Below are 21,090 nucleotides of genomic sequence, written 5' to 3'. Positions count from 1 at the left end.
CTATAAAAGTAGGGACATTATCAGGGTATAAATACTAACAGGCTAACTATGACCGACACCTCAACCCAGGCACTGGGCGAATTTTTGCGGGCGCGACGTTTACGCCTTGATCCGACCGCGTTCGGCTTTCCGGCCGGTCGGCGACGTACGCCCGGACTGCGGCGGGAAGAGGTCGCCCAGCTCGCTAGTATTAGCCCGACCTGGTACACCTGGCTGGAGCAGGGGCGCGGAGGCGCGCCGTCCCGGGAAGTGCTGAGCCGCATTGCCGGCGGGCTAAGGCTGACGACGCCGGAGCGCGATCACCTGTTTATTCTGGCATTCGGGCATTTGCCGGAGTCCCGGTTGATCGTCAGCGACGATATTACGCCGCGCCTACAGCGCGTGCTCGATGTACTCCACGTTCCGGCCATCATCAAAACGGCGACCTGGGACGTCATTGCGTGGAACCACGCCGCGGCCTGCATCCTGACCGACTACGGGCAGCTGCCGCTGGCCGAGCGTAATATTCTGCGCCGGCTGTTTACCAATCCTCAGGCCCGCGGCGCGCTGGAGGAGTGGCACGCCGTCGCCCGACTTATCGTCAGTGCCTTTCGCGCCGACGTCGCGCGGGTCGGCGCCTCGCCGGACACCGATCGGCTGATTGCCGAGCTTTCCCGCCAAAGCCCGGAGTTTGACGCATACTGGCGGAGTAATGATGTCGCCGGGCACGGTGAAGGATTTAAGCGCATGCACCACCCGCAGATAGGGATGATTGAGCTGGAGTTCTCTACCTTTAGCGTCGAAGGGCGCGCGGATCTGAACATGATGGTTTTCAACCCGGCCAGCGAAGAGAGCCGGATTAAAATCGACGCCCGGATCAAGGAGCAGAGGCTGCAGGCAGAAAACCGATAGGCTATTCACGCAGCGGAGATAGCTCGTATAGCACCAGCGCGTTGCTTTGCAGAGAATCAACGCGATGCCAGCTCGATTGCGGGCTCTCCTCGGCGACGCTCAGCGCCGGGCGCGCGTGGTGCATCAGCCAGCCGAAGTCTTCGTCATCCGGCCCGCTGTGGCTGCGAAACGCCTCAAAAAGCGGAAACAGCGCCCCGTGATGCTGATCGAACAGATGCTGCTTTATCCGCCAGCGCCCGGCCAGGCCAAGCAGCTGAATGCTGTAGGGCTGGCTGAAGCGCTGGGTAAAGGTCTCTTCGCTGGAAAGCCAGGGATTGAACACCACCGTATTACGCAACAGCAGCTGATAGTGCCCGTTATGGCGCAGCAGCAGCAGGTTTTTATCCGCGATCAGCACTTCGCCGCGCAGGCGCCGCCACAGCCACAGAACCCAGTACACCGGACGCGGCAGACCGTGAAGGTAATGCAGGGCCAGGCTGGAGGTATCCAGCCTGCCGTTAGCGCGCGCCTCGCCCTGCAGGCCCGAGTTCAGCCAGAATCCCGCCAGCCACACCCGATCGGCCAGCCCCAGCAGGTTATCCATCAGCAGCGCGCCGCGAAAGAACCGGCCGTTGGTGTCTCGGGTGTTGCCGGTTAGCGTGTTCCACGACAGCAGCCAGATGGGAAGCGTGAGCTGATGCTGGCGCAGGGCGCCCTGGATCTGTCGCAGCTTATGGACCGGATAGCTTTCGCTGGAGGCCAGCCTGCTGCTATCCAGCTGGGCCAGATCCAGCAGCTCGTTGGCGTCGGCCTGGCAGGCGAGAAAATCGGCTTCGGCAAGGATCGGTGAGCGCAGAAAAGGATCGTCGTTAATCGCCTCTTCGCTAAAACGGTGCCAGACTCCCAGCTGCGCCTGCGGCAGTAAAGCCTGCAGCGTTTCACGCTGCTGACGCCAGGCGTGCAGGCGCGCCTCTGCGCTGGCCTGGGCCGACCAGTGCCAGACAAAGCGCCAGCTGGCGAGCGTGGCGGGGGGAAAATGGTTAGCGGCGAGGCGTAAGAAACGCTGGAGCAGGTCGCAGCGGGTGGTCAGCCCGGTATGCAAAATCGCCCCCCAGCCCATTTTTGCCAGCCAGCTAAAAATGCGCTGCAGGTTATACCAGCAGGCGTAGCCCGCCATCTGCGGGTCGTCCCAGCCGGTGCCGAACAGCCGGCTGCTGAGAAAGGGATCGTTAATATCGATGGCGTAAATCGGCAGGCTGCTGTGCAGCTGTTCGAGCTCCCGGCGCACGTCTTCGCGCAGTAAATCGTCGAGTTCGCGAACGGTGACGACCATTCGGGTATGGCGCAGCGGCGCCGCGCGGTTGGGAAACTGGCGGATATCAATCTGGCGCGTCTGCTGGGGATTGAGCAGCAGCGGCGGGCTGTCCCAGCCTTTTATCTCCGGCTCATTTAGCCGGGCGTAGAGCCGCTCGACGGCAACCGGCTGCCAGTCGTCGCCGGCCACGGTCCCGGCGCGCGGGCGCGCGGCCTCCGCCATCGGCTGCGGGTGCTGCTGGCGATACTGTCGCGGCGTCAAACCGTGCTGGCGTTTAAACAGATCGCTCATCATGCGGGTGCTGGCAAAACCGTGATCCTGAGCGACCTGCTGCACCGTTTTACGGGTGCAGATTAGCTGCTCGGCGGCTTTGTTCAGGCGCAGCGCGGTGATGTACTGCACAAAGCTCATGCCGACTTCTTTGTGAAACAGACGCGACAGCCAGGCCTCGGAGACAAACTCGGCGGCGGCGACTTCGTGCAGCGATAGCCGGTGCCGGTAGCTGGCCTCTATGCGGGCGACGACCCGGGCAATTCGCCGGCTCCAGTTTTCCGCTCCGCGCCTCGCGCCGGCGGCGATCGGCTGCGTAAAACGGGTAGCCAGCAGCAGGACGATTTCGCTCAGCCAGCGGTTGGCCTCGAGGCGATAGCGGGGCTGGTGATTAACCAGCTCAATTACCAGCAGCTGACGCATCAGGCGGCGCAGGCTATCGTCCGCATCGCGGGTATCGAGCGAAGTTTGATAGTCGAAGGAGAAGAAATCACCGTCGAGACGCGTCAGCCAGCTGCCGGAGAGCGTCAGAATCATCACCGCGTTGGGAACGCGGCTGCTCAGACGCCAGGGGCGGTTGCGGTTCACTATTTTCAGCCGATCGGCATCCAGCAGATGATCCCCATCGCTGTCATGCAGGGTGACGTGCCCCTGTAATGCCCACAGCAGCGTCAGCGCGTCGCCTTCCGGCTGACTGAACTGACGAATATCGCGAACGTCGACGCTAAAGTCGCCTGAATGATGTTCCACCGTCATCTCCTGGCAAGGACAAAAAATAGCGTGTTATTTTTTGTCATAACCGATTTGTATGAAAAACACTTCTCAATATCCCGTCAATATAAAACAAAAAACGGCGTATTAAAGCCGGTCTGGCAGCATAAACTCGAAAGTGTCGCGCAAACACAACAACAGGAATAATAAAAATGACACATCCGCTTATTGAAGCATTACAGGTTAATGAAGCGCAGTTTATTGCCCTGCGTCGCCGCTTTCACCAGCAGCCGGAAATTGGTTTTGCAGAGCATAAAACCAGCGATGAGGTCGCCCGCCTGCTTGGCCAGTGGGGTTATGACGTGCACCGCGGCCTGGCGGGTACCGGCGTGGTGGGGACGTTAAAAGTCGGCAGCGGCGAGCGTCGCCTTGGCCTGCGCGCGGATATGGACGCGCTGCCGATGCAGGAGGCGAGCGGGAAAGCGTGGGCCAGCCAGGTCGACGGCCGCTTTCATGGCTGCGGGCATGACGGACATACCACGACCTTACTCTACGCCGCCGAGTATCTGGCGCGCACCCGTCAGTTCAGCGGGACGCTGCATCTGATTTTCCAGCCGGCGGAGGAGCTGCTGTACGGCGGTCGGGTGATGGTTGAGGACGGGCTGTTCGCTAAATTTCCCTGCGACACCATTTTTGGCCTGCACAACATGCCGGGGCAAGCGCTGGGGAAAATCGGCCTGCGCGACGGCGCGATGATGGCCTCTTCTGACACGCTGCATATCGAGGTAAAAGGCGTTGGCGGCCACGGCGCGGTGCCGGAGCATACCGTCGATGCAACCCTGGTGGCCTGTCACATCACGCTGGCGTTGCAGTCTATCGTGTCGCGCAATATCACGCCGTTTGAACCGGCGGTGGTGACCGTCGGCAGTATTCAGGCCGGGCATGCGCCGAATATTATCAACGACAGAGTGCTGATGAAGCTGACGGTGCGCACGCTGAATGAGCGGGTGCGTGAAACCGTGCTGCAGCGGATCCACGATATTGCCGTCGCGCAGGCGGAAAGCTTCAATGCCACCGCCACGCTGACCCACGTCAACGGCAGCCCGGTGCTCAGAAACGATCCTGCCGCCAACGAGAGAGTTCGGGCGGTGGCGACGTCGCTGTTCGGCGCCGGGCTGGTCGGGGAAGTGAAGCCGTTTATGGGCAGCGAAGATTTCGCTTTTATGCTCGAACACAATCCGCACGGCTGCTACTTCACCATCGGCGCCGGGGATGAAGCGGAACGCTGCATGGTGCATAACCCCGGCTACGACTTCAACGACGAGATCCTTCTCCCGGGCGCGGCGCTGTGGTGCGGCCTGACGGAAGAGTATCTGCGTTAATCACCTGCGACGGGAGATCCCTATTATGAGTTCCGTATCTTTGAACGCAACGTCGTTCGTCGGTACCGATCGCCTGCTGGCGGGTATCGTTCTCAGCGTGCTGACGTTCTGGCTGTTTGCCCAGTCGGTGATTAACGTCGTTCCGGCGATGAAAAGCAGCCTCGATATTTCCCTCGAAACCCTGACCCTGGCGGTCAGCCTCAGCGCCCTGTTCAGCGGCTGTTTTGTGGTGGCCAGCGGCGGGCTGGCGGATAAATTTGGCCGGATGCGCATGACCAATCTGGGACTGGGGCTGAGCATTGTCGGCAGCGGGCTGCTGGTTGTGGCCCAGGGCCCGGGGCTGTTTCTGGCGGGCCGCGTGCTGCAGGGGCTATCGGCGGCCTGCATCATGCCGGCCACCCTGGCGCTGATTAAAACCTGGTATGAAGGGAAGGCGCGCCAGCGGGCGGTGAGCTTCTGGGTGATTGGCTCGTGGGGCGGCAGCGGCCTGTGTTCATTCGTGGGCGGCGCGATTGCTACCGGTCTTGGCTGGCGCTGGATTTTCGTCTTTTCCATCGTCGTGGCGCTGGCGGCTCTGCTGCTGCTCCGCGGAACGCCGGAAAGCCGCAGCCAAAGCGCGCAGCGGCAGAAGCTGGATCTCAGCGGTCTGCTGACTCTGATTGTTTCGCTGGTGCTGCTGAATTTGTTTATCAGCAAGGGGCATAGCTGGGGCTGGAGCAGCGGGCTGTCGCTGGTGCTGCTGGCCGGTTCGCTGGTTTCGGGCGGCTATTTTATCCACAGCGGACGGCGCAAAGGCGACGCGGCGCTGATCGATTTTGCGCTGTTTCGCAATCGCGCCTACGGGGCGGCGGTGCTGTCGAACCTTATGCTCAACGGCGCTATCGGCACCATGATGATTACCAGCATCTGGCTCCAGAAGGGTCACAATATGACCCCGCTGGAGACCGGGATGATGACGCTGGGCTATCTGGTCACCGTGCTGGTCATGATTCGCGTCGGGGAAAAGCTGTTGCAGCGCTACGGCGCGCGGCTGCCGATGATCGCCGGACCCATTTTTACCGCCGTCGGGATCCTGCTTATCTCCTGCACTTTTCTCGATAAATCGCTCTACATCGTAACGGTCTTTTTTAGCAACGTGCTGTTTGGCCTCGGGCTGGGCTGCTACGCGACGCCGTCGACGGACACCGCGGTGGTTAATGCGCCGGAGAACAAAGTTGGAGTGGCCTCCGGTATTTACAAAATGGGCAGTTCGCTGGGCGGGGCGATGGGAATAGCCGTGACAGCGTCACTTTTCGCGCTATTTCTGCCCCTCGGCATGGCCAGCGCCGCGCAGTACGCGCTGTGGTTCAACGCGGCGCTGTGCCTGGCATCGACGGCGGTGAGTGCGCTGATGCTGCCGCGAACGGTTCATAGCTGATGCTTTTTGAGTAACGCCCGCAGCTGGTGGTAGGTGAGCCCAAGCAGCTCTGCCGCCTGCTTCTGATTGTACTTTGCCTGCAGCAGGCTGGACTGCAGCAGGCTCTTTTCCTGCTCCTGCTGAAAAGCGCGCAGATCCAGCGGCAGCGCGGGGTCGTCCGGGGTCTGCTCCGCGACGGCTGGCAGAGGCTGCTGCGGCTGAAAGGGGTTAATAATAATGTTATCCAGCTCGCTGTCGCTGGTGCCGTGGCGATAAACCGAGCGTTCCACAACGTTTTTCAGCTCGCGGATATTGCCCGGCCAGCGGTAGCCTGACAGCGTCGCGCTCGCCCGCTCGCTAAAGCCCGGGAACAGCGGGAGCCCCAGCTCGCGGCACATCTGAATGGCGAACTGGTTTGCCAGCAGCATAATGTCGCTTTGCCTTTGGCGCAGCGGCGGCAGCTGCACCACGTCGAAAGCCAGGCGGTCGAGGAGGTCGGCGCGAAAATGACCGTTTTCAACCATCTGCGGCAGATCGGCGTTGGTGGCGCACACCAGCCGCACGTTGACCTGCAGCGGCTGGCTGCCGCCTACGCGCTCCAGCTCCCCGTACTCAATCACCCGCAGTAGCTTTTCCTGTACCAGCATCGGGGCGGTTGCCAGCTCATCAAGAAAGAGGGTCCCGCCGTCGGCGCGTTCAAAGCGTCCCGGATGGCGCTTGCTGGCGCCGGTAAACGCCCCGGCTTCGTGGCCAAATAGCTCGGAGTCCAGCAGGTTCTCATTCAGCGCGGCGCAGTTGAGGGAGATAAACGGCCCCTGCCAGCGGGATGAGAGAAAGTGCAGACGGTTGGCGATAAGCTCTTTGCCCGTCCCGCGTTCGCCAATCACCAGCACCGGCTTATCCAGCGGCGCCAGCCGTGAGACCTGCTCCAGCACCTCAAGAAAGCTGTTGGCTTCGCCGAGCAGGTTGTCCTTGTATTCCGCCATGATGAAATTCGCCATTTAGTCGTGTGATTCACCAGGTTACTTTAGCAACCCGCTGAGCATATAACAACCATGCCTTTTAAAATCAATAAGATAAAAACTGGCATGCTATTTGTATTAGTCTCTGCACAGGCCGATGCCTGATAACAGAACTATGAGGATTGAAATTATGGGTATTTTTTCTCGTTTTGCCGACATCGTGAACGCCAACATCAACTCTCTGCTGGAGAAAGCGGAGGACCCGCAGAAGCTGGTTCGCCTGATGATCCAGGAGATGGAGGATACGCTGGTTGAAGTCCGCTCGACCTCGGCGCGCGCGCTGGCGGAAAAGAAACAGCTGAGCCGCCGCATTGAGCAGGCGCTCGCGCAGCAGGCCGAATGGCAGGAAAAAGCCGAGCTGGCGCTGCGTAAAGATAAAGACGATCTGGCCCGCGCCGCGCTGATGGAAAAACAGAAGCTGACCGACCTTATCGGCAGCCTGGAAAATGAGGCGCAGCTGGTTGATGAAACCCTGGCGCGGATGAAAAAAGAGATCGGCGAGCTGGAGAACAAGCTCAGCGAAACGCGCGCTCGTCAGCAGGCCCTGACCCTGCGTCACCAGGCGGCCAGCTCATCCCGCGATGTGCGTCGCCAGCTGGACAGCGGTAAAATCGATGAAGCAATGGCGCGTTTTGAATCTTTCGAACGCCGCATCGATCAGATGGAGGCGGAAGCGGAAAGCCACGGCTTCGGCAAGCAAAAATCGCTGGACCAGCAGTTTGCCGACCTGAAGGCCGACGACGAAATCAGCGAACAGCTGGCGGCGTTGAAAAGCAAAATGAATCAAAATAACTAATGACATACGCAAAATCCTTCAGGCCGCGCTGCGCGGGAGCTTTGCCCGGCGGGAGAGCGGGGCAGACGATGCCGCCGGCCTGAAGGATGAAGCGTCGCGGCGCCGTAACGCGCCGCCGCTCACTCACTGTAAGGAGTACACATGAGTACGCTTTTTATTGCCATACCCCTGACGTTATTTGTGCTGTTCGTTTTGCCGGTGTGGCTCTGGCTGCACTACAACAATCGCTCTGCCAGCGGCAGCCTGTCACAGAATGAACAGCAGCGCCTGCTGCAGCTGACCGATGACGCAAAGCGCATGCGCGAACGGATTCAGACGCTGGAAGACATTCTTGATGCCGAGCATCCAAACTGGAGAGACAAATAATGGGCGGACTCGATTTGAGTAAAAAATTGTGGCGAATTCCCCAGCGCGGCATGGTGAAGGGCGTTTGCGCCGGGATCGCGCACTACCTTGATGTGCCGGTGAAGCTGGTGCGTTTGATAACCGTACTGGCGATGATTTTTGGTCTCTTTTTCTTTGTGGTAGTGGCATACGTTATCCTGACGTTCGCCCTCGACCCGATGCCGGAAAGCGAGCTGTACGGCGAGAAGGTGCCGGCCAGCGGCGAGCTGCTCGCCGAGGCGGATCGCGAGCTGGCGGCCAGCGAGCGGCGCCTGCGGGAAATGGAGCGCTACGTCACCTCCGACACCTTTACCCTGCGCAGCCGCTTTCGCCAGCTGTAGCTTAACCTGAGGTTACCTATGAACATCAAATGGCAGCAGGCAGGACAAAAAGTAAAACCAGGTCTGAAAATCGCCGGCCGGCTGGTGCTGCTGACCGCGCTGCGCTATGGCCCGGCGGGCGTTGCCGGCTGGGCAATCAAGTCGGTTGCGCGTCGGCCGGTGAAAATGCTGCTGGCGGTTGCTCTTGAGCCGCTGCTCAGCCGCCTGGCAAATCGTTTAACCCGCAACATGAAGTAACGGGCGGGGATGCGCAGTGCCGCACTTTATAACTTCTCGGCTTATCCCCACCTAATGGCTTATGATTAAAGCACTTTCTTCAAAGCACTAGCCTGAAATATCACGGATAGCATGGGATGGCAATGAAGCGACTTAAAACTGAATTCAATGCGCTGGTCAACCGTGGCGTTGACCGGCACCTGCGTCTGGCCGTCACCGGCCTAAGCCGCAGCGGCAAGACCGCGTTTATCACCGCGCTGGTCAACCAGCTGCTGAATATCCACTCCGGCGCGCGCCTGCCGCTACTCAGTGCGGTCAGAGAAGAGCGCCTGCTGGGCGTCAAGCGCGTCCCGCAGCGCGACTTCGGCATTCCGCGTTTTACCTATGATGAAGGGCTGGCTCAGCTCTACGGCTCGCCGCCGATGTGGCCGACGCCGACCCGCGGCGTCAGCGAGATCCGCCTGGCGCTGCGCTATCGCTCCGGCGAGTCGCTGCTGCGCCACTTCAAGGATACCTCCACGCTGTATCTGGAAATCGTCGATTACCCCGGCGAATGGCTGCTGGATTTACCTATGCTGGCGCAGGACTACCTCGGCTGGTCGCGGCAAATGACCGGGCTGCTGCAGGGCCAGCGCGCGGAGTGGTCGGCGCGCTGGCGTCAGCTGTGCGAAGGGCTGGATCCGCTGGCTCCGGCCGATGAGAACCGGCTGGCGGACATTGCCGCCGCCTGGACCGACTACCTGCACGCCTGCAAGCGCGAAGGGCTGCATTTTATTCAGCCGGGGCGCTTCGTGCTGCCCGGCGATATGGCCGGCGCGCCGGCGCTGCAGTTCTTCCCCTGGCCGGACGTGGACGCCGTCGGCGAAGCCAGGCTGGCCCAGGCGGACAAGCACAGCAACGCCGGCATGCTGCGCGAGCGCTTCAGGTATTACTGTGAGAAGGTGGTTAAGGGTTTCTATAAAGACCATTTTCTGCGCTTTGACCGCCAGATTGTGCTGGTGGACTGCCTGCAGCCGCTGAACAGCGGGCCGCAGGCCTTCAACGATATGCGCCTCGCGCTGACCCAGCTGATGCAAAGCTTTCACTACGGCCAGCGGACGCTGTTCCGCCGCCTGTTTTCTCCGGTGATTGATAAGCTGCTGTTTGCGGCGACCAAGGCCGATCACGTGACCGTCGATCAGCATGCGAACATGGTGTCGCTGCTGCAGCAGCTGATTCAGGACGCATGGCAAAATGCGGCATTCGAAGGGATCAGCATGGACTGCCTGGGGCTGGCGTCGATTCAGGCCACCCAGAGCGGGCTGATTGCGGTCAACGGCGAGAACATTCCCGCCCTGCGCGGCGATCGGCTGAGCGATGGCCAGCCGCTGACCATCTACCCAGGCGAAGTGCCGGCGCGCCTGCCGGGCCAGGCATTCTGGCAGCAGCAGGGCTTTCAGTTTGAGAATTTTCGTCCGCGGGTGATGGATGTCGATAAGCCGCTGCCGCATATTCGCCTGGACGCGGCGCTTGAGTTTTTGATTGGAGATAAATTGCGATGAGCGAACCGTTAAAACCGCGCGTTGATTTCAACGGACCGCTGCAGGCGGAGCAAACCGAAGCGCTGAAATCTGCGCGCGCGTTTGCCGGCGCTGACGCGGAAAAGTTCGCCCCCGCGCGGGTCGACCTGCTGACAGAAGACGAAGAGGGTACGGCGGAAGCGGTGGTGGAATCGGTTCTGCGGCCGAAGCGCAGCCTGTGGCGGCGGATGGTCAGCGCCGGGCTGGCGATATTTGGCGTCAGCGTGGTGGCGCAGGGCGTACAGTGGACGATGACCGCATGGCAGACTCAGGACTGGATTGCGCTCGGCGGCTGTGCGGCCGGTGCGCTGATTGTTGGCGCGGGCGTCGGTTCCGTTGCCACCGAATGGCGGCGCCTGTGGCGTCTGCGCCAGCGTGCCCATGAGCGCGATGAGGCCCGCGATCTGATGCACAGCCATGCGGTAGGAAAAGGGCGGGCGTTTTGCGAGAAGCTTGCCCAGCAGGCGGGGCTCGATCAGGCGCATCCGGCTCTCCAGCGCTGGTATGCCGCGATCCACGAAACGCAAAGCGATCGTGAAGTCGTGAGCCTGTATGCCCGGCTGGTTCAGCCGGTACTGGATGCCCAGGCGCGGCGGGAAATCAGCCGCTCGGCGGCGGAATCGACGCTGATGATCGCCGTCAGCCCGCTGGCGCTGGTGGATATGGCGTTTATCGCCTGGCGTAATTTACGCCTCATTAACCGAATTGCCACGCTGTACGGTATCGAGCTGGGTTACTACAGCCGCCTGCGCCTGTTCCGTCTGGTGCTGCTGAATATTGCCTTCGCCGGCGCCAGCGAGCTGGTGCGGGAGGTTGGTATGGACTGGATGTCGCAGGATCTGGCGGCCAGGCTATCGGCCCGCGCGGCGCAGGGCATCGGTGCCGGGCTGCTCACCGCGCGGCTGGGGATCAAAGCGATGGAGCTGTGCCGCCCGCTGCCGTGGATCGCTGACGATAAGCCACGGCTGGGGGATTTCCGCCGCGAGCTGATCGGTCAGCTGAAAGATACGCTGCAAAAAAGCAAAGCCCGCCCGGAATAATCTGCTTAGCCGCAGGTCGTCGCTTCCCGGCGGCCTGCGGCTAATTCCCGCGTTTAATCGCCTGCCTTTACGCCACAACGGCCGTTTTTCCGCCATACTGTCAATATTTGTTGACAGCTATCTTCACGCCAGCAAATAACTGTCCTATTATTCATCCGTCATTGGCCTTTTTAGGGTGAAAACTCCTATGCGTCTTGAAGTCTTTTGTGAAGACCGTCTTGGTCTGACCCGTGAATTGCTCGATTTGCTGGTGCTGCGGGGGATCGATCTCCGCGGCATCGACATCGACCCTATTGGCCGAATCTATCTTAATTTTGCCGAGCTGGAGTTTGCTAACTTCAGCAGCCTGATGGCGGAAATCCGCCGTATCGCCGGCGTTACCGACGTGCGTACCGTACCGTGGATGCCGTCGGAGCGTGAGCATCTTGCGCTGTCGGCGCTGCTGGTCGCGATGCCGGAACCGGTGCTCTCTTTGGATACCAAAGGGAAAGTCGAGCTGGCGAACCCCGTCAGCTGCCAGCTGTTTGCGCAAAGCCCGGAGCGGCTGCGTAATCATCCGGTTGCGCAGCTGATTACCGATTTTAACGTCCAGCGCTGGCTGGAAAGCAGCCCGCTGGAGTCGCATAGCGAACATGTGGTGATCGGCGGGCAGAACTTTGTGCTGGAGATTACCCCGGTGTACCTCGAAGGTGAGCATGGCGAACGCGTGCTGACCGGCGCGGTGGCAATGCTGCGTTCCACCGTACGCATGGGACGTCAGCTGCAGACCATGACCACCCAGGATACCAGCGCGTTCAGCCAGATTCTCGCCGTCGGCCCGAAAATGCGCCATGTGGTTGAGCAGGCCCGCAAGCTGGCGATGCTCAGCGCGCCGCTGCTGATCGTCGGCGACACGGGTACCGGTAAAGATCTTCTGGCGCACGCCTGCCACCTCGCCAGCCCGCGGGCAAGCAAACCCTATCTGGCGCTGAACTGCGGTTCTATCCCGGAAGATGCGGTGGAAAGCGAGCTGTTTGGCGATGCCATTCAGGGCAAAAAAGGCTTCTTTGAGCAGGCTAACGGCGGCTCGGTGCTGCTGGATGAGATCGGCGAAATGTCGCCGCGCATGCAAACTAAGCTGCTGCGTTTCCTTAACGACGGAACCTTCCGCCGGGTGGGGGAAGACCACGAGGTTCACGTCGACGTGCGGGTGATCTGCGCCACCCAGAAAAATCTGGTGGAGATGGTGCAGAAGGGGCTGTTCCGCGAAGATCTTTACTACCGCCTCAACGTCCTGACCCTGCATTTACCACCGCTGCGCGACTGCCCGCAGGATGTCATTCCGCTGACTGAACTGTTCGTCGCCCGCTTTGCCGATGAGCAGGGGATCCCGCGGCCGAAGCTCTCCGCCGATCTCAGTACGGTGCTGACCCGCTATAGCTGGCCGGGCAACGTTCGCCAGCTGAAGAACGCGGTTTATCGTGCGCTGACGCAGCTTGATGGCTACGAAATGCGGCCCCAGGATATCCTGCTGCCGGATAGCGACGTCGCTTCGCTACCGGTAGGCGAAGAGGCAATGGAAGGCTCGCTGGACGATATTACCCGTCGCTTTGAGCGTTCCGTCCTGACCCAGCTTTATCGTAGCTTCCCGAGCACCCGTAAACTGGCGAAACGTCTGGGGGTTTCTCATACCGCGATTGCCAATAAGCTGCGCGAGTATGGCCTCAGCCAGAAGAAGGGTGAAGAATAGAGCAGCCTCGTTCGCCGGCGGCGCTGACCGTCGGCGAATGCGCTGCAGGCTTATTTTCCAGGAATTCAGATGTTAACTTCGCCTGGCCCGCTGCTGTCGTGGCTGAAACTCCTGACCCTCTCCGCCGCGCTCTCGTTTGTGCTGTTCTGGCTGCACCTGCCCGCGGCGCTGCTGCTGGGCCCGATGATCGCCGGCATCATCTTTAGCCTGCGCGGCGCGACAATCAGCGTGCCTCGGCCCTTTTTTATCGCCGCTCAGGCCATTATTGGCTGCATGATCGCCCAAACCCTGACGCCCTCAATCTTTGGCGTGCTTCTCGGCCACTGGCCGCTGGTACTGTTTATTCTCTTCGCCACGCTGGCCTTCAGCGCGCTGGCCGGGTGGCTGCTGGTGCGCTACAGCTCGCTGCCCGGGGCAACCGGCGCGTGGGGCAGCTCGCCGGGCGGCGCCTCGGCGATGGTGGTTATGGCGCAGGATTACGGCGCCGACGTGCGGCTGGTGGCCTTAATGCAGTATCTGCGGGTGCTGTTCGTCGCCGGCGCTGCGGCGCTGGTGGTACGCTTTGCCCTTGGCGGCGAGGCGCAGGAGATGAACCAGCAGATCGTCTGGTTTCCCGCCATCGGCTGGCAGCTGCCGCTGACGCTGCTGTTGACCGCCGCCGCCGGCTGGCTGGGCCTGCGCATGCGCTTTCCTTCCGGCGTGATGCTGTTGCCGATGCTGGCGGGGGCGCTGGTGCAGGGAGAGGGCTGGCTGATGCTGGAGCTGCCGGAATGGCTGCTGGCGCTGGCTTATGCCGCCATTGGCTGGAGCGTTGGGCTAAAATTTAATCGGGCGATTTTTCTGCTGGCGCTGAAGACCCTGCCGCAGATCCTCGCTTCCATTATCGGCCTGATTTTGCTCTGTTCGCTGATGGCGTTTGGCCTGACGCAGGTGCTGCCGCTCGATTTTATGACCGCCTATCTGGCGACCAGTCCCGGTGGCCTGGATACGGTGGCGATTATTGCGGCGGGAACGCGGGCCGATATGTCGTTTATCATGGCGATGCAGACCCTGCGCCTGTTCACCATCCTGTTGACCGGTCCGGCGATTGCGCGGTTTATTTCCCGTAATGCGCCGCGAAAAGAAAAAAGCCCTCGATAAACGAGGGCTTAGAGCATTCGGGCCGGGCGTGGTGCGCGATCCGAGGAAGAGACCTGATTACGCTTTCAGCGCAGCCAGGGCCGCATCGTAGTCTGGTTCTTCGGTGATTTCATTCACCAGCTGGCTGTAAACAACCTGGTCATTCTCATCAACAACGACCACTGCGCGAGCGGCCAGACCGGCCAGCGGGCCAGCAGCAATGGCAACGCCGTAATCAGCCAGGAACTGCGGTGCGCGCAGCGTCGACAGGGTTACGACGTTGTTCAGGCCTTCAGCGCCGCAGAAGCGAGACTGAGCGAACGGCAGATCGGCTGAGATGCACAGCACAACGGTGTTGTTCAGCTCGGATGCCAGTTGGTTAAATTTACGTACCGATGCCGCGCACACGCCGGTATCGATGCTTGGGAAAATATTCAGTACTTTACGTTTGCCGGCGAACTGGCTCAGCGCGACGTCGGAGAGATCTTTGGCGACCAGCGTAAACGGCTGCGCGCTAGCGCCTGCCTGCGGAATGGTGCCCTGAACGGCAACGGGGTTGCCCTGGAAATGCACGGTTTGTGACATGTTTATCTTCCTGTTTACATATAGTTAACGTCACGGGTAGTGTATGACATCCGTTATCAGCACGGCAAATCCTATTTAATGTTTCCCCTGGAGGAACCTGGGAATGCGAAACCTGCGAGTGTACGAAGAAGCCTGGCCGCTGCATACTCCGTTTGTGATCGCCCGCGGCAGCCGTAGCGAGGCGAAGGTGGTGGTCGTTGAGGTGGAGGAGAACGGCGTTAAAGGCGTCGGCGAGTGCACGCCGTACCCGCGCTATGGGGAGAGCATTGCCTCGGTGATGGCGCAAATTCTGACGATCGGCGAGCAGCTGGAAAGCGGCGCGACCCGCGAGCAGCTTCAGCATCTGCTGCCGGCGGGGGCGGCGCGTAACGCCGTCGATTGCGCGTTGTGGGATCTGCAGGCGCGTAGCGTGGGCAAAGGCATCCCGCAGCTGCTGGGGATTGCGTTGCCGAACCGGGTGGTGACGGCGCAGACGGTGGTGATCGGTACGCCGGAGCAAATGGCGGCCAGCGCTGCGGCGCTGTGGGAAAAGGGCGCGCGCCTGCTGAAGGTCAAGCTGGACGATCGCCTTATCAGCGAACGGCTGATCGCCATTCGCAGCGCGGTGCCGGAGGCCACGCTGATTGTTGACGCCAATGAATCCTGGCACAGCGATGGCCTGGCGGCGCGCTGCCAGCTGCTGGCCGATATCGGGGTGGCGATGCTGGAACAGCCGCTGCCGGCGGATGCCGATGAGGCGCTGGAGAATTTTATTCATCCGCTGCCCATCTGCGCGGATGAGAGCTGCCACACCCGCGACAGCCTGCCGCGGCTGCGCGGGCGCTATGAGATGGTCAACATTAAGCTCGATAAAACCGGTGGCCTGACCGAAGCGCTGTTCCTCGCGCAGGAGGCGGAGCAGCAGGGCTTTGAGCGCATGCTCGGCTGTATGCTCTGCACCTCGCGGGCGATTTCAGCGGCGCTGCCGCTGGCCCCGCTGGCGCGTTTCGCCGATCTCGATGGCCCGACCTGGCTGGCCGTTGACGTGGAGCCGGCGCTGCATTTCAGCACCGGCGTTCTTCATCTTTGAGAGTGCCAGCGTAGCAGGTCGATCATCGCCTGCAGGTACGTTTCCGTGGCCTCGTCGGCGGATATCGGCGGAAACTCTGCGGTGATGCACGGCAGGCCGATATCGGCGCACCAGCTGCCGAAAGAGCCGGGCGTTTCATAGCCCACGCTGCCGACCAGCGGCAGGGCGAACGCGTCGGCCAGCCACCGCCCGAGCTCGCTGTGGCCCGGATCCTCAATGCAGGCCAGCGGATCGTGAAACGAGACCACCCACGCCGGGTGGATCTGGTGGATCAGCTGACACAGGGCCTGGCTTTCCGGCTCCGAGCCGGGCTTTTCGCCGGTCAGCAGTACGACGTCGCGCTGCTCGGCCGCGCTGTTCCAGCGATAGACCGTTTCCCCTTCTTTCCAGTTTGCTGCGGGAAAATTGCGATTGAGATCGACGCCGCGCGCGTTGGCGCGCAGCCCCAGCTGGCAGCCGTCGGGGTTGACCGCCAGCACGACGTGATGACGACGCAGTTCGGGCTTCAGGGTTCGGAGCGCGCAGGAGAGGGTGACCACCGACGAGTTTTCATCGCCGTGAGTGCCGGCAAGAATCAGGCCGCTGCGGCTATCGGCCAGCGGCGCGGGGAACCACAGCAGCGGCGCGCCAAGGTGCGACTGACCGTAGCGCTGGGTGCCGGGCGGAAAGGCGCCGCGCTGGGTACGGGGACGAGAAACGGGCATAGGGCATCCTGTTAGCAGGTTATTTTCAGCAGTGTTGTGTAAAACCGCCCCGGAATCAAATAGTTTCCCTGGACGATGAAATCAGAATACGCGTCAATTTTCTATCACAAGCCGTTTGCAATTTCAGGTGATGAAACAAATAATCATCCTTCTGCCAGCTCTGGTTTTTTTATTTTAAAGGGGATCTTATGAAGTATCCTGTCACATTGACATGCGGCGCGCTGTGGTTAGCCAGCGTTTCATCTCTGGCCTGGGCGGCGGATGTCCCTCCGGGGACCGTCTTAGCCGAGAAACAGGTACTGGTACGGCACATTAAAGATGAGCCGGCCTCATTAGATCCCGCCAAAGCCGTGGGCTTGCCGGAAATTCAGGTGATCCGCGATCTTTTTGAAGGTTTAGTCAACCAGGACGCTAAGGGCAATCTTATTCCCGGCGTCGCGACCCGCTGGCAGAGCAACGATAACCGGGTCTGGACCTTTACCCTGCGTGATGACGCCCGCTGGTCGGACGGTAGTCCGGTCACGGCGCAGGACTTCGTCTACAGCTGGCAGCGCCTGGTCGACCCGAAAACGACGTCGCCCTTTGCCTGGTTTGCCGCGCTGGCGGGCATAACAAATGCGCAAAATATTATCGATGGTAAGGCCGCGGCGGATACGCTGGGCGTTACCGCCGTGGATGCGCGCACGCTGCGGGTGCAGCTGGATAAACCGCTGCCGTGGTTCAGCAATCTTACGGCCAGCTTTGCGTTTTATCCGGTACAGAGAGCGAACGTGGAGAGCGGCGCTAACTGGACGCGTCCGGGCAGTCTTATCGGCAACGGGGCCTACGTTTTAAAAGACCGGGTGGTTAACGAAAAGCTGGTTGTCGTGCCTAACAGCCACTATTGGGATAATGGCAAAACGGTTATCCAGCAGGTGACCTTTGTGCCGATTAACCAGGAGTCGTCGGCGACCAAGCGCTACCTGGCCGGGGATATCGATATCACCGAGTCTTTCCCGAAAAACCTGTATCAAAAATTGCTGAAAGATATTCCAGGGCAGGTGTACACGCCGCCGCAGCTGGGGACCTACTATTACGCGTTTAACACGCGGAAGGGGCCGACCGCCGACGAGCGCGTGCGCCTGGCGCTGAGCCTGACCATCGACCGTCGCCTGATGGCGGAAAAAGTGCTGGGAACCGGCGAAAAGCCGGCCTGGCACTTCACCCCGGACGTGACGGCCGGGTTTACGCCGCAGCCCTCGCAGGCGGAGAGCATGAGCCAGGCCGAGCTGAACGCCCAGGCCAAGGCGCTGCTGCAGGCGGCGGGCTATGGTCCAGGCCGTCCGCTGCAGCTGACGCTGCTGTATAACACCTCGGAAAACCACCAGAAGATTGCCATCGCGGTGGCGTCAATGTGGAAGAAGAATCTTGGCGTCGACGTCAAGCTACAGAATCAGGAGTGGAAAACGTATATCGATAGCCGAAATACCGGTAATTTCGACGTGATTCGCGCCTCGTGGGTGGGGGATTACAACGAGCCTTCCACCTTCCTTTCGCTGCTGACCTCGACCCATAGCGGTAATATCTCCCGCTTTAACGATCCGACCTATGACAAGATTTTAGCCCAGGCGGCGCAGGAGACTTCGGATAAAGCGCGCAACGACGATTACAACGCGGCGGAAAAGATAATCATGGCCAAAGCGCCTATTGCGCCAATTTATCAGTACACCAACGGACGGTTGATCAAGCCGTGGCTGAAGGGCTATCCGATTACCAACCCGGAAGATGTCGCCTATAGCCGGACAATGTATATCGTCAAGCACCCGTAGTTTCATCATCTCATCGCCATTCGGTTATGGCGCGGTTCTCCACGCCATAACCGTCTGCCAACGATCTTCCGCCAGCTATTGCTGCTGCAGCACTTCGGCAAATTTCGCCAGCCACTGCGGGTGCGCGGGCCAGGCGGGAGCGGTGACCAGGTTGCCGTCAACATGCGCCTGATCGATACCTATTTCGGCATAATTTCCGCCGCTGAGCCGGACTTCCGGGGCGCAGGCCGGGTAGGCGCTGCAGGTTCGTCCTTTTAGCACGCCGGCCGCGGCCAGCAGCTGGGGGCCGTGGCAAACGGCGGCAATAGGTTTACCCGCGCGGTCAAACGCCTGCACCAGCTTGAGCACCTCCTCATTCAACCGCAGATATTCAGGCGCCCGCCCGCCGGGGATCAGCAGCGCGTCGTAATCTTGTTCCTTCGCTGCGGAAAAATCGGCGTTAAGAATAAAGCGGTGGCCGGGTTTTTCGCTGTAGGTCTGGGCACCGTCAAAATCATGGATCGCCGTCATGATATAGTCACCTTTGGTTTTATCGGGGCAGACCGCGTCAACCTGATGACCAATCATCTGCAGCGCCTGAAACGGCACCATCGTTTCGTAATCTTCGGCGTAATCGCCGACCAGCATCAGAATCTTCTTGCTCACCATCATCACTCCTGTACGAATAAAGGTGTCTAAGATATAGCCTGGTAGAAGAGGGAATGCGAACCGTCAATCGTCGTCTGGCGGAGCTTCATTCCATCCGGCGGCGGCTGATTTCTGACCTGCCGCCCGCGGATGCGACATTCCGCCATTTATTTGCAATACAATTGTAACGAAAACGATTGCTTACTGGTTTTATATGGTTCTTAATGTTACCCATAACATTAATTAATGGATATAAAGGGACGTTGTGAACGTTGCTGAAACTGGTGCCACCCTGTTATGGCTTGTTGGTGTTATCGTGGTTATTTTCGCCATCGATCTTAAATTTAAGCGTAAATACCGGCGTAAACGGACCAAGGATTAGGTTTACCGGCCAGCGCGTCGGCACCCGTAGCGGCCCTGGTCGATAAGTCGGGGGACAGGTTACGGGATGAGAGAGGAAGGGTTGAGCGCGGACGGCGGTAAGCCAGGCGCAATATGCTCTTTCTCCAAAGGAGAGGGCGGCAGAAAGCAACGACAGGGAAAAACGATAATCGCTGATGTGCGGTAGGTAGAATCAGCGATACGGGGTCCAGGTGGTTCGACGATGACCCGAAGAGCAATCAGAATTCGTCGGGGTTATTGGATACAGCGATTCCAACTTTTGCCAGGCTCAATGCCAACAGGCTAAACACGGCAAGCGTTGTTACAACGATCATAAGTGTGGTCACAGCAATCTCGATAGTTTAATACTGACAGTAGTCAGACTGCGTACCTGAGCAATAGTTCCGCAAATAAACAGAACTCGTTCGGGGGACGATGGCCTGACGTGACACAATAATAATATTTTGCGCCTCCCCAGGCATAGGGCAGCGCAATAATTCTGATTATTCAGGATATTTCAAATAGATACCGTCAAGGACGGTCCGTGCGGCCACGCAGCCGCATGGGTTAAAGGGGCTAAACGCGCGCTCGTCCCCCTAACTTTGTTGCCGTTAGCGTCTTTTTTTGAACGTAAACTTTTGTTTCTTGCGATCCCTTATATACGAAATAAGAGAAAAAACAGCGATCAGGAGCAGTGCGACCGCCAGTGCCAGAAAGAGTAAATTCGCCATACGCATTTATTCCCCGAGAAATTTATGGATATTCTTGCTTTTATGCGAAGAAATTTACTCTCGCCTTAAGAAAAATCCTAATGAAATATTTTTCATAGCTAATAAAAAAGATTTTTTAATGACGTTTGTGAGTGGGTATTGAATTTTAATGTCGATTAAACTCGGTTTTATTAGCATAATATTTCAATTAATTGGCGGTATTTTGCTTGAAAATGCTGAGGGGGAGTTTGCGATATTCGGACCCGCAACGAGCCTTATTGGCCCAGTTTTTATGTGCTAACTAACTGAAAAAAATTAGAAACATCGGTTTGCTATCTGCAGGAAAGCCCACAGGTGCGAAAAATAGCCGTCGATCGGCGCCGTTGGCGGCACCTGCCGCTTATGGCGTGAATTTTTGCGGCAAAATGTGTTTGCAAAAAACGGCTATGGACAAGAGCGGATCATTTCTCAGCCTCCAGGATTAGGTTAATCTGAAAGACACTTCGTCTTATACGGGTTATCAGCATGGGATTGCGTACTATCCAGGGAATGTTTTTTTCTTTGGCATTGATGCTGCCGCTTGTTTCTCAGGCTTCAGATGAAAGGAATCAGCCCAGCAGTGATTTAAATGATGGCGTTGAAACTTTCAGCATTAGCTGTTTTGGTATGCCGCAGCAGACCACCATCGATATTAATGAGTGCATGGCAAAGAAACTCGCGCAGCTTCGCTGGGTAAAAGATAAATATCTGACGACGGCCGCGAAACGAATAGCGCAGGGCAACAGGGACGATCCGCTTCGTTTACAAAAAATGGCGTTGGCATTTAATGATGAAAGTAAAGCATGGGATAATTTAATTGATAAGGCATCTACCGCGGCCGGGATTGATTCTGAAGGTGGGACGCTGAGAGGGACTACGGTGGCTTTACGTCAGGAAGGGCTCGTTGAGCTACAGGTTCATGATATCTGGCAGCACTGGCTGCGCTTTGAGGACACAACCCCGTCGGTTTTGCCGGAGCCCAGGTTTAAGTCTGACGAGTAGGGGATGAGGATTTAA

21 protein-coding genes are annotated in these 21,090 nt (G+C 59.3%); 14 read left to right on the top strand and 7 right to left on the bottom strand.

The genetic code is table 11. From position 1 onward, the window contains the following. Positions 1-48 precede the first annotated feature (48 nt). On the top strand, positions 49-891 hold the full coding sequence (locus tag NWP14_RS06080) for a helix-turn-helix transcriptional regulator (RefSeq protein WP_375214987.1): 843 nt from the start codon (positions 49-51) through the stop codon (positions 889-891). Between the two features lies 1 nt (position 892). Here the strand turns inward: NWP14_RS06080 and NWP14_RS06075 are convergent, their stop codons facing one another. Next, positions 893-3,205 carry a helix-turn-helix transcriptional regulator gene (locus tag NWP14_RS06075; RefSeq protein ID WP_375214986.1) on the bottom strand — a complete coding sequence of 771 codons (2,313 nt, stop codon included), beginning with the start codon at positions 3,203-3,205 and terminating at the stop codon, positions 893-895. Between the two features lie 173 nt (positions 3,206-3,378). Between NWP14_RS06075 and NWP14_RS06070 the strand changes: the two genes are divergently transcribed. Next, entirely contained in the window at positions 3,379-4,548 is a 1,170-nt protein-coding gene (locus NWP14_RS06070; protein ID WP_375214985.1) for a M20 aminoacylase family protein, read from the top strand. 25 nt (positions 4,549-4,573) lie between these two features. After that, positions 4,574-5,965, top strand: a complete 1,392-nt coding sequence (locus NWP14_RS06065) for an MFS transporter (protein WP_375214984.1) — start codon at positions 4,574-4,576, stop codon at positions 5,963-5,965. On the opposite strand, the gene pspF is transcribed toward NWP14_RS06065, so the two are convergent. Further along, entirely contained in the window at positions 5,956-6,945 is a 990-nt protein-coding gene (gene pspF, locus NWP14_RS06060; RefSeq protein WP_375214983.1) for a phage shock protein operon transcriptional activator, read from the bottom strand. The two genes, NWP14_RS06065 and pspF, sit on opposite strands and share 10 nt — an antisense overlap. A gap of 151 nt (positions 6,946-7,096) precedes the next feature. Here pspF and pspA point away from each other — a divergent pair, with 151 nt between their 5' ends. From pspA to NWP14_RS06020, 8 genes are all read left to right on the top strand, one after another. Further along, positions 7,097-7,762, top strand: a complete 666-nt coding sequence (gene pspA / locus NWP14_RS06055; protein WP_041147594.1) for a phage shock protein PspA — start codon at positions 7,097-7,099, stop codon at positions 7,760-7,762. 141 nt (positions 7,763-7,903) lie between these two features. After that, on the top strand, positions 7,904-8,128 hold the full coding sequence (gene pspB, locus NWP14_RS06050) for an envelope stress response membrane protein PspB (protein WP_041145218.1): 225 nt from the start codon (positions 7,904-7,906) through the stop codon (positions 8,126-8,128). Continuing rightward, positions 8,128-8,487, top strand: a complete 360-nt coding sequence (gene pspC, locus NWP14_RS06045) for an envelope stress response membrane protein PspC (RefSeq protein WP_095097137.1) — start codon at positions 8,128-8,130, stop codon at positions 8,485-8,487. The genes pspB and pspC overlap by 1 nt, the downstream gene beginning before the upstream one ends. A gap of 18 nt (positions 8,488-8,505) precedes the next feature. Further along, a complete protein-coding gene (pspD, locus tag NWP14_RS06040) occupies positions 8,506-8,724 on the top strand; it encodes a phage shock protein PspD (RefSeq protein ID WP_095097140.1) in 219 nt (72 codons plus the stop codon). A 122-nt stretch (positions 8,725-8,846) separates the two neighbouring features. Continuing rightward, positions 8,847-10,244 (top strand): YcjX family protein, encoded by a 1,398-nt coding sequence (locus tag NWP14_RS06035; protein ID WP_095097142.1) that lies wholly within the window; start codon positions 8,847-8,849, stop codon positions 10,242-10,244. Next, positions 10,241-11,302: a TIGR01620 family protein gene (locus NWP14_RS06030; RefSeq protein WP_375214982.1), complete on the top strand. Its 1,062-nt coding sequence runs from the start codon at positions 10,241-10,243 to the stop codon at positions 11,300-11,302. The genes NWP14_RS06035 and NWP14_RS06030 overlap by 4 nt, the downstream gene beginning before the upstream one ends. 187 nt (positions 11,303-11,489) lie before the next feature. Continuing rightward, the gene (gene tyrR / locus NWP14_RS06025) at positions 11,490-13,031 is read left to right on the top strand and encodes a transcriptional regulator TyrR (RefSeq protein WP_375214981.1); all 1,542 of its coding nucleotides are present in this window, start codon (positions 11,490-11,492) and stop codon (positions 13,029-13,031) included. A 69-nt stretch (positions 13,032-13,100) separates the two neighbouring features. Further along, positions 13,101-14,171 (top strand): AbrB family transcriptional regulator, encoded by a 1,071-nt coding sequence (locus NWP14_RS06020; protein ID WP_189339827.1) that lies wholly within the window; start codon positions 13,101-13,103, stop codon positions 14,169-14,171. A gap of 57 nt (positions 14,172-14,228) precedes the next feature. Here the strand turns inward: NWP14_RS06020 and tpx are convergent, their stop codons facing one another. After that, positions 14,229-14,735 carry a thiol peroxidase gene (tpx, locus tag NWP14_RS06015; RefSeq protein WP_095097151.1) on the bottom strand — a complete coding sequence of 169 codons (507 nt, stop codon included), beginning with the start codon at positions 14,733-14,735 and terminating at the stop codon, positions 14,229-14,231. A 103-nt stretch (positions 14,736-14,838) separates the two neighbouring features. Here tpx and ycjG point away from each other — a divergent pair, with 103 nt between their 5' ends. Continuing rightward, positions 14,839-15,804, top strand: a complete 966-nt coding sequence (ycjG, locus tag NWP14_RS06010; RefSeq protein ID WP_375214980.1) for an L-Ala-D/L-Glu epimerase — start codon at positions 14,839-14,841, stop codon at positions 15,802-15,804. On the opposite strand, the gene mpaA is transcribed toward ycjG, so the two are convergent. Next, the gene (mpaA, locus tag NWP14_RS06005) at positions 15,795-16,508 is read right to left on the bottom strand and encodes a murein tripeptide amidase MpaA (protein WP_346431621.1); all 714 of its coding nucleotides are present in this window, start codon (positions 16,506-16,508) and stop codon (positions 15,795-15,797) included. The two genes, ycjG and mpaA, sit on opposite strands and share 10 nt — an antisense overlap. 188 nt (positions 16,509-16,696) lie before the next feature. On the opposite strand from mpaA, the gene NWP14_RS06000 reads away from it, so the two are divergent. Further along, a complete protein-coding gene (locus tag NWP14_RS06000) occupies positions 16,697-18,316 on the top strand; it encodes an ABC transporter substrate-binding protein (RefSeq protein ID WP_095097162.1) in 1,620 nt (539 codons plus the stop codon). A 75-nt stretch (positions 18,317-18,391) separates the two neighbouring features. Here the strand turns inward: NWP14_RS06000 and NWP14_RS05995 are convergent, their stop codons facing one another. The 3 genes from NWP14_RS05995 to NWP14_RS05985 all read right to left on the bottom strand — a co-directional run bounded on the left by NWP14_RS05995 (position 18,392) and on the right by NWP14_RS05985 (position 20,055). Further along, entirely contained in the window at positions 18,392-18,964 is a 573-nt protein-coding gene (locus NWP14_RS05995; RefSeq protein ID WP_346431619.1) for a DJ-1/PfpI family protein, read from the bottom strand. Positions 18,965-19,563: 599 nt separating this feature from the next. Continuing rightward, the gene (locus tag NWP14_RS05990; RefSeq protein ID WP_369125009.1) at positions 19,564-19,659 is read right to left on the bottom strand and encodes a YnaM/YnfT family protein; all 96 of its coding nucleotides are present in this window, start codon (positions 19,657-19,659) and stop codon (positions 19,564-19,566) included. Positions 19,660-19,935: 276 nt separating this feature from the next. Continuing rightward, positions 19,936-20,055: a small membrane protein gene (locus tag NWP14_RS05985; RefSeq protein ID WP_143350140.1), complete on the bottom strand. Its 120-nt coding sequence runs from the start codon at positions 20,053-20,055 to the stop codon at positions 19,936-19,938. Positions 20,056-20,559: 504 nt separating this feature from the next. On the opposite strand from NWP14_RS05985, the gene NWP14_RS05980 reads away from it, so the two are divergent. Beyond that, entirely contained in the window at positions 20,560-21,075 is a 516-nt protein-coding gene (locus NWP14_RS05980; RefSeq protein ID WP_375214979.1) for a hypothetical protein, read from the top strand. Positions 21,076-21,090 lie beyond the last annotated feature (15 nt).

It is taken from the genome of Klebsiella sp. C349492 (assembly GCF_042055345.1).
GTDB classification, from domain to species: domain Bacteria; phylum Pseudomonadota; class Gammaproteobacteria; order Enterobacterales; family Enterobacteriaceae; genus Klebsiella; species Klebsiella scottii.
This window is presented reverse-complemented; position numbering and strand designations above follow the sequence as displayed.

Excerpts from the sequence above, each read along its gene's own strand:
- NWP14_RS06080 (WP_375214987.1), top strand. The coding sequence starts at position 49 with ATGACCGACACCTCAACCCAGGCACTGGGCGAATTTTTGCGGGCGCGA.
- NWP14_RS06070 (WP_375214985.1), top strand. The coding sequence starts at position 3,379 with ATGACACATCCGCTTATTGAAGCATTACAGGTTAATGAAGCGCAGTTT.
- NWP14_RS06065 (WP_375214984.1), top strand. The coding sequence starts at position 4,574 with ATGAGTTCCGTATCTTTGAACGCAACGTCGTTCGTCGGTACCGATCGC.
- pspF (WP_375214983.1), bottom strand. The coding sequence starts at position 6,945 with ATGGCGAATTTCATCATGGCGGAATACAAGGACAACCTGCTCGGCGAA.
- pspA (WP_041147594.1), top strand. The coding sequence starts at position 7,097 with ATGGGTATTTTTTCTCGTTTTGCCGACATCGTGAACGCCAACATCAAC.
- pspB (WP_041145218.1), top strand. The coding sequence starts at position 7,904 with ATGAGTACGCTTTTTATTGCCATACCCCTGACGTTATTTGTGCTGTTC.
- pspC (WP_095097137.1), top strand. The coding sequence starts at position 8,128 with ATGGGCGGACTCGATTTGAGTAAAAAATTGTGGCGAATTCCCCAGCGC.
- pspD (WP_095097140.1), top strand. The coding sequence starts at position 8,506 with ATGAACATCAAATGGCAGCAGGCAGGACAAAAAGTAAAACCAGGTCTG.
- NWP14_RS06035 (WP_095097142.1), top strand. The coding sequence starts at position 8,847 with ATGAAGCGACTTAAAACTGAATTCAATGCGCTGGTCAACCGTGGCGTT.
- NWP14_RS06030 (WP_375214982.1), top strand. The coding sequence starts at position 10,241 with ATGAGCGAACCGTTAAAACCGCGCGTTGATTTCAACGGACCGCTGCAG.
- tyrR (WP_375214981.1), top strand. The coding sequence starts at position 11,490 with ATGCGTCTTGAAGTCTTTTGTGAAGACCGTCTTGGTCTGACCCGTGAA.
- NWP14_RS06020 (WP_189339827.1), top strand. The coding sequence starts at position 13,101 with ATGTTAACTTCGCCTGGCCCGCTGCTGTCGTGGCTGAAACTCCTGACC.
- tpx (WP_095097151.1), bottom strand. The coding sequence starts at position 14,735 with ATGTCACAAACCGTGCATTTCCAGGGCAACCCCGTTGCCGTTCAGGGC.
- ycjG (WP_375214980.1), top strand. The coding sequence starts at position 14,839 with ATGCGAAACCTGCGAGTGTACGAAGAAGCCTGGCCGCTGCATACTCCG.
- mpaA (WP_346431621.1), bottom strand. The coding sequence starts at position 16,508 with ATGCCCGTTTCTCGTCCCCGTACCCAGCGCGGCGCCTTTCCGCCCGGC.
- NWP14_RS06000 (WP_095097162.1), top strand. The coding sequence starts at position 16,697 with ATGAAGTATCCTGTCACATTGACATGCGGCGCGCTGTGGTTAGCCAGC.
- NWP14_RS05995 (WP_346431619.1), bottom strand. The coding sequence starts at position 18,964 with ATGGTGAGCAAGAAGATTCTGATGCTGGTCGGCGATTACGCCGAAGAT.
- NWP14_RS05990 (WP_369125009.1), bottom strand. The coding sequence starts at position 19,659 with ATGATCGTTGTAACAACGCTTGCCGTGTTTAGCCTGTTGGCATTGAGC.
- NWP14_RS05985 (WP_143350140.1), bottom strand. The coding sequence starts at position 20,055 with ATGGCGAATTTACTCTTTCTGGCACTGGCGGTCGCACTGCTCCTGATC.
- NWP14_RS05980 (WP_375214979.1), top strand. The coding sequence starts at position 20,560 with ATGGGATTGCGTACTATCCAGGGAATGTTTTTTTCTTTGGCATTGATG.